The following is a 13261-nucleotide window of genomic DNA, read 5'->3' as shown; positions in this document are numbered from 1 at the left end:
TCAGGCTGCCTGAATTAATCTTGAATGGGTTTTTCGCTGGCGACTTGGTCAATTAAATGAGCTAAATTGACGCCGCGTTCCAACGATTCATCATATTGAAAATGCAATTCTGGTGTGCGAAACACACTGATTCTTTTAGCTAATTCGCTGCGCAAAAAACCTTTGGCGTGTTCTAAGGCTTCTGCGCTAGCGGTGCGATCGCCGCTTAACACGGTGTAAAATACGGTGGCATGACTATAATCGCGTGTTACTTCCACATCATTGATGGTAATTAATCCCGCACGTGGGTCTTTTAAACCTGTACGGATGAGTTCGGCTAATTCGCGCATGACTTGTTCTTTCACGCGGTCAATACGTGCATAGCCGTTTCGTTGTGGTTTAGGCATGATTGGTCTCTGTTAATGAAAAAACGATATTATACGCGAATTAAAAAAACTTTCAGCGGATTACGCGTCTTGCGAAACGTGAGTTACGGGTATCAAAAATCAATTCAAAATAAGTTTGGTGAAAGTTTTAAAATGATTTTCAGGCAGCCTGAAAAGATTAACATGGAATGCAATATTAAGATTTTTTACGGTAAAGAAAATAATAGCTTACACCTAAAATCCCAAACCACACAGGTGTGTACAACATGCCTTTGAGTGTATCTTTATCACGTGTGAACAAATACAACGAAAACACCAAAAACGCCAAACAGGCATAACACATTGGTACTCCTCCTGGCATTTTATAAACTGACTTTTCGTGTAATTCGGGATGTATTTTGCGGTATTTAATATACGACAACAAAATCATAATCCACACAAAAATAAAGCCAATGCTGGAAATGGTTGTTACAATTGTGAACATATTCATAATATCGCCGTCTTGGTACAATAAAACAATCCCCAACAACAAAAATGCACACGAAAACAACAACGCAGGTGCTGGTACACCGTTGATATTTAACAAACCAAATAAACGCGGTGCCGCTTTAGAATGCGACAGACCAAACAACATTCGCCCCGTAGAAAACATCCCTCCATTTGCCGACGATAATGCCGATGATAACACCACCAAATTAATTAAACTTGCTGCAATCGGAATCCCAATTAATGTGAACATATTGACAAAAGGGCTTTTTTTCGGATCCACCGCGTCCCAAGGCGTAACTGTCATAATCACACCCAACGCCAAAACGTAAAAAATAATCACACGAATTGGAATGCGATTAATCGCAGCGGGTAAATTTTTGTAAGGGTCTTGGGTTTCTGCTGCTGCTGTACCGACTAATTCAATCCCTACAAACGCAAAAAATGCAATTTGAAATGCCGAGAAAAAACCACTGATGCCATTTGGAAAAATACCGCCTTCACGCGCCCATAAATAACTTAACGATGCTGGTAAACCCGTGTTGGGATTCACGAAAGAAGTGAAAACCAAATATCCACCCACCAAAATTAATCCCACAATCGCCACAATTTTAATCAGCGCAAACCAAAACTCCATCTCACCGAATAAACGCACTGTTAGCAAATTCATGGCCGCCATCATCCCAATACACAGCAATCCGGGTAACCATAACGGCACGTCAGCCCACCAAAAACGCACATACTCCGTAATCGCAATAATGTCCGCCATGCCAATTACCACCCAGCAAAACCAATATGTCCAACCCACAAAAAAGCCTGCGCCTGGTCCCAAAATGTGATGTGAAAAATCGGTAAATGACTTGTATTTTAAATCCGATAACAGCAATTCACCCATCGCACGCATAATAAAAAATAGAAAAAAACCAATCAGTAAGTAAGTGAAAATCACCGAAGGCCCAGCCAAACTAATCGTTTTGCCTGAACCCATAAATAAACCCGTACCAATTGCACCACCGATGGCAATTAATTGTAGATGGCGATTTTTCAGCTTACGTTGTAACTGTTTATGATGTGTGTTTGGTTGCCCCATAAAATCTCTTTCTTTTCAATTGAACCAAAAATGCCACTATAGCTTTAATGGTTAAAATACGCAATATTATGCGTAAAAGTACGTTAAATATTCATGATTTATTCAAAATATTTTCAGGCTGCCTGAAAGATTGGTTGCTTAAGCTATAATTTCATTTTTCGTTAAATCATTTGTTTATTATGTCGCAATCGAATCGCATCAATCATCAACCAATCTTTTTGTTAAGCACGAAGCCTTGGCGTGAAAATAGTCTTTGGGTGGAAGCATTTAGCCGTGATTATGGGCGCGTGGCACTGTTGGCGAGAAGTGCGCGGACACGTGGTTCGGAGTTGCGTGGTGTGTTGATTCCATTTGTGCCGCTTTCGGCATCTTGGTATGGCAAGGAAGAATTGAAAACGTTGCATCGTGCAGAATGGCTCGGTGGTTGGGCGCAACCGCATTCACGTGCTTTGTTTAGTGCGATGTATGTAAATGAATTATTGATGAAATTAACTGCTAGAGAAGACCCACATGATGATATTTATGCTGCACTTTATCGCGTGATGCAAAGCATTTGCACGCAAGAAAATCACGTTGCAGCGTTGCGGCAATTTGAATATGCGCTGTTGAATACTTTGGGGGTTGCGCCTGATTTTTCGTTGGATTCAAATAATCAACTGATTGAATCAGAAAAATATTATTGGATTCGTGCGGAAGAAGCGGTGTGCCATGTGGGTGAATCTTTCAGGCAGCCTGAAACGGGAACAGTGGCGCAAGGCGTGGTGTTGCAGCAAATTCAACAAGGACAATTCAGTCAGCCCAAATACGCACAAACCGCCGCTAAAGTGATGCGTGAATTAATTGATTTCAGGCTGCCTGAAATGCACACACGATTGATTTTGCAACAATTAAATCAATTGAAATCACGAGCCGAAACCTTTACAAAACCTTCTTAATAGCTTGTTTTGACCGCCACTTAATGTACCTATTGCGCTTGGCTATGAATACAGGTTTCAGGCTGCCTGAAAAATTAACGGCGGCGACCGCCGCGACCCCCACCTAAACCAAATCGGCTACCTGATTGGTATGGAGCAGGTTGGGCTTGGCGATAATTGGGTGTTGGACGTGCTGCGGGTTGGTTTTGTGGTGTGGCAGCCGAGACAAATGGTTTATTGTTGTTGGCTGGCGCGGCGGCGCGTGGTGCTGGAATTTGGTTGGGGTGTTTGACGGCATAATCTTTGTACACGCGTTGTACAGCAGATGTTGGCTGGCTAACAGGTTGATATTTAGCTGCATTTTTATTGTTCATTGCATTTGCCATCAAATAGCCAGCCGCCGCGCCAATCGCGCCATACAATAACCAATTGCCACTGTCTGGGTCATACATATATTGTTGCCCGTCTGTGCCTGTGATGGGTTGTCCCGATGTTTTGGCTTGGTCTTGTAAATTTTTGGGAATGGTGTTAGCGACTGCACTGGCGGCGAGTTGGTACACTTGGCTAGCTGCTTGAGCGGGTGCAGCTTGGGCGGCGGCTTCCAGTTGTTTGATTTTGGCTTCTTGTTCCAAAATTTCAATTTTTTTGGCATTTTCAGCGATTTGTTTGTCTTGTGTGGATTGTCCGCCGCAAGCAGTTAAAGCGAGTAGGGCAGTAATGGATAATAATTTTTTCATAAAAATCTCCTTGAGTGAATGGGTTAAATTGTAGGGAAAATTTTCAGGCAGCCTGAACATTCAACAAGCCGTCCCAACCGAACGCGCAATTGCCAAACCTTCTTCTTTTGTCAAATACACAGGCGATGGCGGACAATCACGGTACACAATCATACCATGATGGAAAACGGCAAATTCATTTTGTGCCATTTGTTGCCAACTTTCGTTATTGGTTAGCGGCAGCGTGGCGATGACAGCAACGCGGTCATTGGGCGTGGTTACCTGATTGAAATCAATGGTAATATCTTCATCAACCAAACGGGCTTGACCAAACGGCATTTGGCGGACGATGTAATAAAGCAGGGTGCTGGTGTGCGTGAACAGCATTTCTCCATTGGATAATATCATGTTAAACATACCAAATTCGCGAATTTCCTGCACAATATTTTTGATGGCAACGCATAAGGTTTGGCGGTCGGGTTTTTGCGGAAATTGTCTGCGTAATTTATCCAGCAGATAACACAAAGCGCGTTCGCTGTCGGTACAGCCAACAGGTTGATAATACTCAAATTCAGGCGAAAAGTTAAGTAAATGTCCATTGTGTGCGAACAACCAGTATTCACCCCATAATTCGCGTTGAAAGGGGTGAGTATTTTCCAGTGTGGTTTTGCCTTGTGAGGCTTTGCGGATATGGGCGATGACGTTTTCGGATTTAATTGGATAATTTCGTACCAGTTCGGCAACGGGTGATTGTGCGCTGGGATGATTATCTAAAAACAAACGCATACCGCGCCCTTCAAAAAATCCGATACCAAAACCATCGGTGTGGTGGTCGGTTAAACCGCCACGTTTGCTGAAGCCTTCAAATGAGAAAATGATGTCTGTGGGTGTGTTGCAATTCATGCCGAGTAATTGGCACATGGTGTTTTTCCTTTGATTTTTTTGTTATTTAATTTTCAGGCTGCCTGAAAATTACAGGGTCAAATCAGCTGACCAAACGATGAAATAACCATATTGTCCTTTTTTCACGCTTGCACCTGATTGCTTACCTTTTTCGGTTAGAAAATAATTTTTGCCATTTAATTCTTGTAACCCAGCTTCGCATAATTTTTGATTGCATTCGGCGCGATTCATTCCCCATTTTTCTGCTAATTTGCTGGTGGTTAAACCTTGATGCGAATGTGTTTCAGGTGGCGTGTTGGTTTCAGGTGATTTGTTGACCACATCAAGCGAAATTTTAACTTCTTCGCTGATGCGAATAATGCGTGTGGCTTCTTCGTAGGCATCGCGATAGACTTCGGTATCATTGAGTCGGGTTAGCAAAATGCCCATTTCGTTGTTATTAATTTGGCTAAATTCGTACAAATTCAAGCTGGTAATGATGCAAGCTGATTCGCTGATGTAACATTTTGCGTGTAAATTTTGACAATAACTGGTTCGCACATAGTCCAATGTTTTCAACCAACTGGCTTCCGCAGGTTGTAATTCGCTTTTGCCATACACAATGCGAATGTCAATTTTCATGCGGTTTTTGTCTTCTAATAATTCTTTGATGCGGTCGTTGAGTTTGAGATAGGGGCTAATCAAATATAAGCGTTCGCTTGAATGTTTAATTAATTCTTCTAAATAATAAGTGGTTGCACTGGTGTTGAGAAATTTTGCCATTTCAAAAATCCTTATTTTAAAGTTGAATCTGTTTCAGGTCATTTGAAAATATTGTTGATGCAAACTCATTCAAATACTTCTCCAACCGTCATCTCACGCCCAGCCAAAAACGCTTGTACAGTCATGCGTTTGCTGCCAGACGCTTGCAATTCGGTAATGCAAATTGCGCCATTGCCACATGCCACCACAATGCCATCGCCATTTGCTGCCAACACTTCACCCACTGCTCCTGATTGTGCGACAAAATGTGCTTGCCAAATTTTCATGGGTTTGCCTTGCCAGTTTGTCCATGCGGTGGGGACAGGGTTAAAGGCGCGGATTTTTCGGGTAATGAGTTCGGCGGGTTCTTGCCAGTTAATTTGTGCTTCTTCTTTGGATAATTTTTGTGCGTAGGTAACGCCGTTTTCAGGCTGTGGGGTGGCTTTTAGGCTGCCTGAACGTGCCAATTCTTGCAAATCCGACACAATTGCCATTGCACCTAATTTCATCAATTCATCGTGAACTTCATTGGCGGTGTCAGTGGTTTGAATGGTGTAACGGTGTTTGCTAACCACCGCGCCCGTATCCAAACCCGCGTCCATTTGCATGATGCACACGCCCGTCTCGGCATCACCTGCTTCAATCGCGCGTTGAATGGGTGCAGCTCCACGCCAACGTGGTAGCAACGATGCGTGAATATTCAAACAACCATATTTGGGCGTATCCAACACCTCTGGTGGCAAAATCAAGCCATACGCCGCTACTACCATCACATCAGCATTCACATCACGCAACATTGCCAATGCTTCGGTGTTGTTCCGTAATTTTTCAGGCTGTGCCACGTGCAAACCCAAATCCAACGCAGTTTGTTTCACAGGACTGGCTTGCAATTGCATACCACGACCTTTGGGACGGTCAGGTTGCGTCAAAACGAGTGGGATTTCAAAGCCAGCTTCGGCAATTGCTCGTAAGGCGGCGGCCGCAAAATCAGGTGTTCCAGCAAAAATGACGCGCATGATGATTCTCCAAAAATAAAACGATTTTACAATATTTTCAGGCAGCCTGAAAAAATGACCTGCAACAAAATAAAGATTTTGCCAACCAACGTTGAGTGTGTCAGAGTGAGTATGGCGGCGATACGCCATGTCCTTTCATAATAAAGATAAATTTTGTTATCTTGTAAGAAAAAAACCGCCATTTCATGGTTGGAAATAACGGTTTTTTGACAGTGGATTAAATTCAACAGGACAAGGCGATTTTGAATGTGTTAAACAAAAATTCGTTGTTTAATCAACTTTCTGCCATTTTTAAGGCTTGCTGAATATCCACCGCCACAATTCGCGACACGCCTTTCTCTTGCATCGTTACGCCGACCAATTGCTCTGCCATTTCCATTGTTAAGCGATTGTGTGAAATGTACAAAAATTGCGTTTGTGCTGACATCTCTTTGACTAAATTACAAAAACGGCTGGTGTTTGCGTCATCAAGCGGCGCATCTACTTCGTCCAACAAACAAAATGGCGCAGGATTCAAACTAAACAGCGCAAATACCAAACTCATTGCCGTCAAAGCTTTTTCGCCACCCGAAAGCAAATAAATCGTGCTGTTTTTTTTACCAGGCGGACGTGCCATAATGGACACCCCAGCCGTCAGCAAATCATCGCCGACCATGTGTAAACGTGCTTCGCCACCACCGAATAAAGTTGGGAAAAACGATTGCATTTTTTCATTAACCAATTCAAAGGTTTCTTTGAAACGTGTTTTGGTTTCATCATCAATTTGTCCGATGGCTTCTTCCAGCAGCGTGATGGCAGCCTGAACGTCTTCACTTTGCGTGCGGTAATAAGTGTCGCGTTCTTGTGCTTCTGCCAATTCTTCCAGCGCGGCTAAATTGACTGCGCCTAAATTCTGTATTTTTTGATTTAATTGAATGATTTGGCGCGACATATTTTCAGGTGGCTCTGCGGTTTGCGCTTGTTCTTCCAATTGTAACAAATCGGCTTTTGCGTCCAACAAATGTTGATGAAAGCGTTTGGCATTGATTAAAAATTCCTGCTGTTTCAATAAGGCAGCCTGAATATTCTCTTGTAAATTGGGCTGACTGGCTGCCAAATTTTGTTGCTGCGAATAGACTTCACGCGCCTGTTCTTGGGTGTGATTTAAGCGCGACTGGGCGGCATCAATTTGTTCCAACAAAGATGCGGACATTTCCAACAGCATTTCCAATTCAGCGTGGCGGTCGTGATTTTCCGAGTCATCTTCTGTGAGCGATAAATCCAGTTGTCGGGCTTGCCAATCGGCTTGTTGTTGTGCCAGTACGTCCAATTGCTGCTGCACGGATTCCAAGCGTTGTTGTTGTTTGTGCAAGCCAATTTCTGCTAAACCATACTGACGATTGCTTTCCAATAATGCCAAGCGTGCTTGTTTGGCGGCATTTTGTTGTTGCTGATGGGTTTGTGAATGTTGCTGGTGTTGATATTCAAATTCGGAAATGGCGTGTGCCAGCGTGTCCACATCGTCTGCTAACGAGTTGCGTTGTTGGGTGAGCAGTTGGGCTTCTTCGGTTAGTTGGGTGGATTCTTGTTCAATTTGGGCGCGGCGCAGTTGCCCTTGATTGGTACGCGCAAATAATTGATTGGCTTCATTTTGTGCGGTTTGTAGGGCATGAGTTTGGGTACGGTGTTGGATTTGGTATTCGCGATATTGTTGTTCATGATGTTGATTTTTTTCGTGAATTTGGTTTAATTTGTATTCGGCTGCGGCTAATTGCGGCGCAAGTTCGGCTAATTCTTGAATGAGTTCATCGTGGCGTATTTTTTGGTTAATTAATTGATTGGTATTATTTTGTTCATACAAAACCACGCTTAATTTGTCTACGCGATGGCCTTCGGGTGTGAGCCAAATTTGATGATTTTGCAACTGATTTTGTTGTGCCAATGCGTAGGTTAAATTTGGCGCACACAACACCCCATCCAACCAGTGTTGTAAGGCTGCCTGAAACATTTTGTCTGCTTGAATTTGATTTAATAAGGCTTGCGCGGGTTGCGATTTGGTGTTCAGGCTGCCTGAAACCGTTGTCCAAGCGGCTGCTCCTTGCGGTAAATCGTTTGGTAAAACAAAATCTTGAGGCACCGACCGCGCATGAAGTCGCTCCGCCAACACCACGCCCAATGCGTGCTGCCAATCCGATGGCGCGTTAATGTGCTGCCACAAAATGGGGGCGTTGGCGGCGGACGTATTCGCCCAAAAATCGTGTTGTGGCTGTTCTGCTAACAATTGCATCAACGCTTGTTGTTGGGCTTGGGCGGTCAAGGATTGTTGATACAAGGTATTGTATTCGGTTTGTGCGGTTTGCCATTCACTTTTCAGGCTGCCTGAAAGTGTTTCGTATTTGTGTAATGTTTTTTCTAATTCATCATATTGAATTTGCAGGGTTTGTGCGGTTTGCTGGGCGCGTATTAATTCGTCATCGGCAGGCAAATTCAGCGCATTACGTTCACTTTCCAAGCGGGTTTGTCGGGCGAGTGTGGCGTTTAAATTGTCTTGTGTGTGTTTGAGTTGTTGCTGTTTGACGGCAAACTCGCGTTTGATGCGATTGAATTCATCTTGTTGATTTTGAAAATTAATGTTGGCAAGGTTTTGTGCATCTTCCAATTCAGGTAGCCGTGCTTCATGTTCGGTAACCAACATGGCTAATTCACTGATTTCAATTTGTTTATCAGCCAAATCTGCTTCCAGTAAATCTTTTTCGCTTTGCAACATGATTTGTTCGTGTTGAATTTTGCTTAAGGTGTTTTGAGCGGTGATGCGTTCACGTTCCACGCGTTGTTGTTGATTTTGTTGAGCGCGGATTTGTTCTTCCAAGCGAGCGATTTGTTCACGTAACAGAGCGTGTTCTTGGTTAAGCGAATGATTTTGTTGCTGTTGTTCTTGTTCGGTGTCGCGTAAAGATTGGAGTTGCTCGTTTAATTGTTGCTGATGTTCGGTAAAGTGCTCTAATTGAAATTGGGCGGCTGTGTGTTCTTTGCTGGCGCGGTCAGCATCAGCTAAAGCGTTCTGCCAATTGACATAATTTAACACATTTTCCAATTCGGTCAATTCATCAACCCATTGGCGGTATTGGGCGGCGGTGGCGGCTTGTTTGTCCAATTTTTCTACTTGGCGTGCCAATTCTGCTTGCAAATCTGCGAGACGTTGCAAATGTTCACGTGTATCCTTGAGACGTGTTTCGGTTTCGCGGCGGCGTTCTTTGTATTTTGAGATGCCTGCGGCTTCTTCAATGTACACGCGCAATTCTTCGGGACGCGCTTCAATAATGCGTGAAATCATGCCCTGTTCAATGACGGCATAACCGCGCGAGCCGATGCCTGTTCCCAAAAATAAATCGGTAATATCACGGCGGCGAACCGATTGATTATTAATAAAATAACTGGATTCGCCTTGACGGGTTAATTGGCGTTTGATGGAGATTTCGCTGTATTGTCCCCATGAGCCTTGTAGTGCGTGGTCGTGATTGTCAAACACCAATTCCACTGATGCACGTGGGGCAGGGCGGCGCGTGGCTGCGCCATTGAAAATCACGTCTTGCATATTTTCGCCGCGCAATTGTTTGGCGGACGCTTCACCCAATACCCAACGTACCGCGTCAATCACATTGGATTTACCACAGCCGTTGGGTCCAATCACGGCAACCAGTTGACTGGGGACGTGAATGGTTGTTGGGTCGGTAAATGATTTGAATCCTGCTAATTTAATATGGGTTAGACGCATAATTCAGCCTAAAAATGCCACAACAAAACCGCAAATTATAACAAAAAGGCAGCCTGAAAACAGGAAATTCGTTTTCAGGCTGCCTTTTTGTTTATTTCTTCATTTCCGTGTTAAAGGCGAATTTTTGTAATTTGGCTTCTTTAGCGGCTTCTAAGACTTTCACGATATATTCGTATGGTGCGTCTTTGTCGGCACTCACGGCAACGATTTGTTCAGGATTATCGGTAGCAATTTCGGCGAATTTGGTTTTGATTTCATCAAGTGAAATCACTTTATTTGATTCGGCACCAAACGCGTATTGTCCTGATTTATCAATTGCTACGGCAACAACTTTTACTTTGCTGTTATCTGATTTTTCTTCTTGTGTTTTGCTGGAGGACACAGGCAAATTAATGGTTAGTGAATGCGTTAGCACAGGCATCGTAATCATAAACACAATCAACAACACCAGCATCACATCAACCAACGGGGTTACGTTAATATCAGACATTGGCGCATCATCGTCGCCATCACCCATGGAACCAAATGCCATAATTTAATCCTTTATATTAATCAAATAAACGTGCAAATCATGCGCGAAGTCATTGAGTTTACGCGATAATAATTTATTTTTTCGCGATAAATAGTTATATGCCAACACAGCAGGAATCGCCACAAATAAACCCACCGCTGTAGAAACCAATGCTTCACCAATGGGACCAGCCACCGCTGCGATGCTCATTTGCCCTGCTTTGCTGATGCCTTCCAGTGCATGATAGATGCCCCACACCGTTCCCAACAAGCCAATAAACGGTGCAGTAGAACCCACTGACGCCAATACACTCAAACCCGCATCGTAGCGGTGCATGATTTTGGTCATGCTGTGTCGGATTTCGCGTTCCAAAAAGTCGCTTTTGGGCAAATTGGCAGATAACATTTTTTGTTGCATATTAGCGTAGTTGCGATGCGATGCGATGGCATCCAGTGCCATTTTTGAGACGGGGGAATCGATGGTTTTCATCTGCATTTCGGCGTTGGTAAAATTATCGGCTTTCCAAAATAAATCGTATGCGTCGTGATTGGCGCGTTTGATTTTGGCTAATTGAATGCAGCGGTACACGATTAGAAACCATGTTGCAATGCTCATCAATACCATGCTAATAAATACCCCGATTAAGACAGGGTCGCCACTTTGAAATACTAATCCAAGATTCATGTTGTGCTTTCAATCAAATAAAATAAAAAATGAGAATGATGTTTTCAGGCAGCCTGAAAAATATTGTTATTCATTTAAACTAAAATTGGTTTTCACGATAAAACGTGTGCGAATGGGCGTGCCATCATCGGATTTGGGTTTGTAGCGTCCTGCTTTAAAGGCGCGTAACGCGGCGTTATCCAAACGATTGTGTCCACTGGATTTGGCGATTCTTGCGCTCGATACGCTGCCATTGGCTTCCACAATAATTTCAATGCTGACTGTACCTTCTTCTTCATTTTCAATGGAGGCGGCAGGATATTCGGGTGCAGGACGCGAAATCACGCCACCATCGGCAATACCGCCTCTAGAACTGGATTTATTACCATCACCGCCGTTGCCATTGCCTTTGTTTTTGCCTTTGCTGTGGTCGCCATCGCCATCGCCCACGCCTTTACCTTTGGGGTTGCTGGCATTGCCAGTTCTACCTTCGCCACCTGTAATCCCATTTTTTCCACCATTTATGCTGCCTGAACGGTTGTTGCTACTGGAATCGTTACCATTGCCATTGCCTGCTGCTTCACGCGCTGCTTTTTCGGCAGCAGCACGAGCGGCATTTTGAGCAGCTTTTTCTGCTGCTGCTTTTTCTGCTGCTGCTTTTTCTGCTGCAATGCGTTCGGCGCGTTCGGCAGCTAATTTGGCTTCATCAATTTGCGGTTTAGGTTTTTCTACTGGCTTTTCAATTGGTTTTTCCGCTGGTTTGATTTTTTCAATTGGTTTTTCCACTGGTTTGATTTTTTCAATTGGCTTTTCCAGTGGCTTGATTTTTTCTATTGATTTTGGTTTTTCAATAGGTTTTTCAAAAGCTTTAGTTTTCGGCTGTTGAATAATATCAGCAGGTTTGTCATCACGTTCCACAGTATTAATTTTGGACTCTTCCACAGCTTGTGGTTTGGGACGTGATATTTTTTTAGGGGGAACACGCTGTTCTGGGGGGGTAGGGCGATTCGGAACGGTTGGGGGTGGGGGGGCGCAACTGGAGTTGGTTCTGTTTCTTTTTTAGGTGGAGGCGCAGCAGCCAAACCTTGTGCGCCTGCTGCTGCACCATCGCCACCATCTGAACCAACCTCCAAGGCGTTCAAATCGACAAATGTCAAATTTTCTGTATTAACGGTTTCGGTTTGGGGCTGCATCTTCCACGCCCAAGCGATGAGTCCACCGTGCATCGCCAGTACAATCGCCAAAACCATGGTTTTGAGTGAAGTATCGTTTTTCATGCTGTTAATATTAATGCAAACTATTTTTATTGGCAAATACAAAATAATAAACACCATCTAATTGTTTGGTTTTTACGAAAATTAATATTTTTTCAGGCAGCCTGAAAAATGATGGGCAACGAAATCATGATGTTGCTAACTCATGTAGAGCATGCTCACTAGAGTGGGTATGGCGGCGATAAGCCATGTTTTTGTTCATTTTAAACGACTTATAAATGCCATCAGTTTTTCAGGCAGCCTGAAAACGCAAATAAGGCATTCGTGCTTCATTATTTTGCAAAGGTTTCAGCTAGAAAATTATGCGGTACAATCGCGCTTTGTTTTTGGATAAGCGAAATATTTTGATATGAATAAGATGAATCAATATAACGACATTTTGCCTCAAATTCGTGCTTTGCTGACGGCTGACCCTGATTTGCCTGTGGCGGCGTTAGCGAATACGGCGGCGGTGTTGAAAGAGACATTTGGCTGGTTGTGGGTGGGTTTTTATTTGGTGGATTCAGCTGGCATGGAATTGCAGTTATCGGCATTTCAAGGGCCTGTGGCGTGTACGCGTATTGCTAAAGGTCGTGGCGTGTGCGGACAAAGTTGGGCGAAAAATCAAACAATTATCGTGCCAGATGTCCATGCTCATACTGACCACATTGCGTGTTCCAGTTTGTCGCAATCGGAGATTGTTGTGCCGCTGTACAATCGCGCTGGCGACATCATTGGTGTACTGGATGCAGATGATGCGCAGTTAAACCATTTTGATAAAGTAGACGCACAATTTTTGCAGCAAATTTGTTCATTATTGACTGAATTAGTAGAATTTTAGGAATGATT

Annotated in this window: 13 protein-coding genes; 2 read left to right on the top strand and 11 right to left on the bottom strand. The window is 43.6% G+C overall.

Going from position 1 to position 13261, the window contains the following annotated elements; genetic code table 11:
- Positions 1-14: 14 nt before the first annotated feature.
- Positions 15-386, bottom strand: coding sequence for a 30S ribosome-binding factor RbfA (gene rbfA, locus BWP33_RS10130; protein WP_002641414.1), 372 nt, complete (start codon positions 384-386; stop codon positions 15-17).
- 175 nt (positions 387-561) lie between these two features.
- Complete coding sequence (locus tag BWP33_RS10125) at positions 562-1941, bottom strand: amino acid permease (protein ID WP_002641415.1); 1380 nt, start codon at positions 1939-1941, stop codon at positions 562-564.
- Positions 1942-2120: 179 nt separating this feature from the next.
- Between BWP33_RS10125 and recO the strand changes: the two genes are divergently transcribed.
- Positions 2121-2876, top strand: coding sequence for a DNA repair protein RecO (recO, locus tag BWP33_RS10120; RefSeq protein WP_002641416.1), 756 nt, complete (start codon positions 2121-2123; stop codon positions 2874-2876).
- A gap of 74 nt (positions 2877-2950) precedes the next feature.
- Here recO and BWP33_RS10115 read toward each other — a convergent pair whose 3' ends face one another.
- The 9 genes from BWP33_RS10115 to BWP33_RS10075 form a co-directional block, all read right to left on the bottom strand.
- Positions 2951-3592 carry a hypothetical protein gene (locus BWP33_RS10115; RefSeq protein ID WP_002641417.1) on the bottom strand — a complete coding sequence of 214 codons (642 nt, stop codon included), beginning with the start codon at positions 3590-3592 and terminating at the stop codon, positions 2951-2953.
- 60 nt (positions 3593-3652) lie between these two features.
- Positions 3653-4492 carry a class II glutamine amidotransferase gene (locus BWP33_RS10110; protein ID WP_002641418.1) on the bottom strand — a complete coding sequence of 280 codons (840 nt, stop codon included), beginning with the start codon at positions 4490-4492 and terminating at the stop codon, positions 3653-3655.
- A 51-nt stretch (positions 4493-4543) separates the two neighbouring features.
- Positions 4544-5236 carry a phospholipase D family protein gene (locus BWP33_RS10105; RefSeq protein ID WP_002641419.1) on the bottom strand — a complete coding sequence of 231 codons (693 nt, stop codon included), beginning with the start codon at positions 5234-5236 and terminating at the stop codon, positions 4544-4546.
- A 65-nt stretch (positions 5237-5301) separates the two neighbouring features.
- A complete protein-coding gene (fmt, locus tag BWP33_RS10100; RefSeq protein WP_002641420.1) occupies positions 5302-6231 on the bottom strand; it encodes a methionyl-tRNA formyltransferase in 930 nt (309 codons plus the stop codon).
- Between the two features lie 274 nt (positions 6232-6505).
- Entirely contained in the window at positions 6506-9985 is a 3480-nt protein-coding gene (smc, locus tag BWP33_RS10095) for a chromosome segregation protein SMC (protein WP_002641421.1), read from the bottom strand.
- Between the two features lie 91 nt (positions 9986-10076).
- On the bottom strand, positions 10077-10517 hold the full coding sequence (locus BWP33_RS10090) for an ExbD/TolR family protein (RefSeq protein ID WP_002641422.1): 441 nt from the start codon (positions 10515-10517) through the stop codon (positions 10077-10079).
- 3 nt (positions 10518-10520) lie between these two features.
- Positions 10521-11180 carry a MotA/TolQ/ExbB proton channel family protein gene (locus BWP33_RS10085; protein WP_002641423.1) on the bottom strand — a complete coding sequence of 220 codons (660 nt, stop codon included), beginning with the start codon at positions 11178-11180 and terminating at the stop codon, positions 10521-10523.
- A gap of 66 nt (positions 11181-11246) precedes the next feature.
- Positions 11247-11945 (bottom strand): energy transducer TonB, encoded by a 699-nt coding sequence (locus BWP33_RS10080; RefSeq protein ID WP_158666830.1) that lies wholly within the window; start codon positions 11943-11945, stop codon positions 11247-11249.
- A 44-nt stretch (positions 11946-11989) separates the two neighbouring features.
- Positions 11990-12436, bottom strand: a complete 447-nt coding sequence (locus tag BWP33_RS10075) for a hypothetical protein (RefSeq protein WP_158666829.1) — start codon at positions 12434-12436, stop codon at positions 11990-11992.
- 355 nt (positions 12437-12791) lie between these two features.
- Between BWP33_RS10075 and BWP33_RS10070 the strand changes: the two genes are divergently transcribed.
- Positions 12792-13253 carry a GAF domain-containing protein gene (locus BWP33_RS10070; RefSeq protein WP_002641425.1) on the top strand — a complete coding sequence of 154 codons (462 nt, stop codon included), beginning with the start codon at positions 12792-12794 and terminating at the stop codon, positions 13251-13253.
- Positions 13254-13261: the final 8 nt, after the last annotated feature.

Source organism: Simonsiella muelleri ATCC 29453, assembly GCF_002951835.1.
Classification (GTDB): Bacteria; Pseudomonadota; Gammaproteobacteria; order Burkholderiales; family Neisseriaceae; genus Simonsiella; species Simonsiella muelleri.
This window is presented reverse-complemented; position numbering and strand designations above follow the sequence as displayed.

Bases quoted from the DNA above. Each gene is read 5' to 3' on its own strand.
- rbfA (WP_002641414.1), bottom strand. From the start codon at position 386: ATGCCTAAACCACAACGAAACGGCTATGCACGTATTGACCGCGTGAAA.
- BWP33_RS10125 (WP_002641415.1), bottom strand. From the start codon at position 1,941: ATGGGGCAACCAAACACACATCATAAACAGTTACAACGTAAGCTGAAA.
- recO (WP_002641416.1), top strand. From the start codon at position 2,121: ATGTCGCAATCGAATCGCATCAATCATCAACCAATCTTTTTGTTAAGC.
- BWP33_RS10115 (WP_002641417.1), bottom strand. From the start codon at position 3,592: ATGAAAAAATTATTATCCATTACTGCCCTACTCGCTTTAACTGCTTGC.
- BWP33_RS10110 (WP_002641418.1), bottom strand. From the start codon at position 4,492: ATGTGCCAATTACTCGGCATGAATTGCAACACACCCACAGACATCATT.
- BWP33_RS10105 (WP_002641419.1), bottom strand. From the start codon at position 5,236: ATGGCAAAATTTCTCAACACCAGTGCAACCACTTATTATTTAGAAGAA.
- fmt (WP_002641420.1), bottom strand. From the start codon at position 6,231: ATGCGCGTCATTTTTGCTGGAACACCTGATTTTGCGGCCGCCGCCTTA.
- smc (WP_002641421.1), bottom strand. From the start codon at position 9,985: ATGCGTCTAACCCATATTAAATTAGCAGGATTCAAATCATTTACCGAC.
- BWP33_RS10090 (WP_002641422.1), bottom strand. From the start codon at position 10,517: ATGGCATTTGGTTCCATGGGTGATGGCGACGATGATGCGCCAATGTCT.
- BWP33_RS10085 (WP_002641423.1), bottom strand. From the start codon at position 11,180: ATGAATCTTGGATTAGTATTTCAAAGTGGCGACCCTGTCTTAATCGGG.
- BWP33_RS10075 (WP_158666829.1), bottom strand. From the start codon at position 12,436: ATGAAAAACGATACTTCACTCAAAACCATGGTTTTGGCGATTGTACTG.
- BWP33_RS10070 (WP_002641425.1), top strand. From the start codon at position 12,792: ATGAATCAATATAACGACATTTTGCCTCAAATTCGTGCTTTGCTGACG.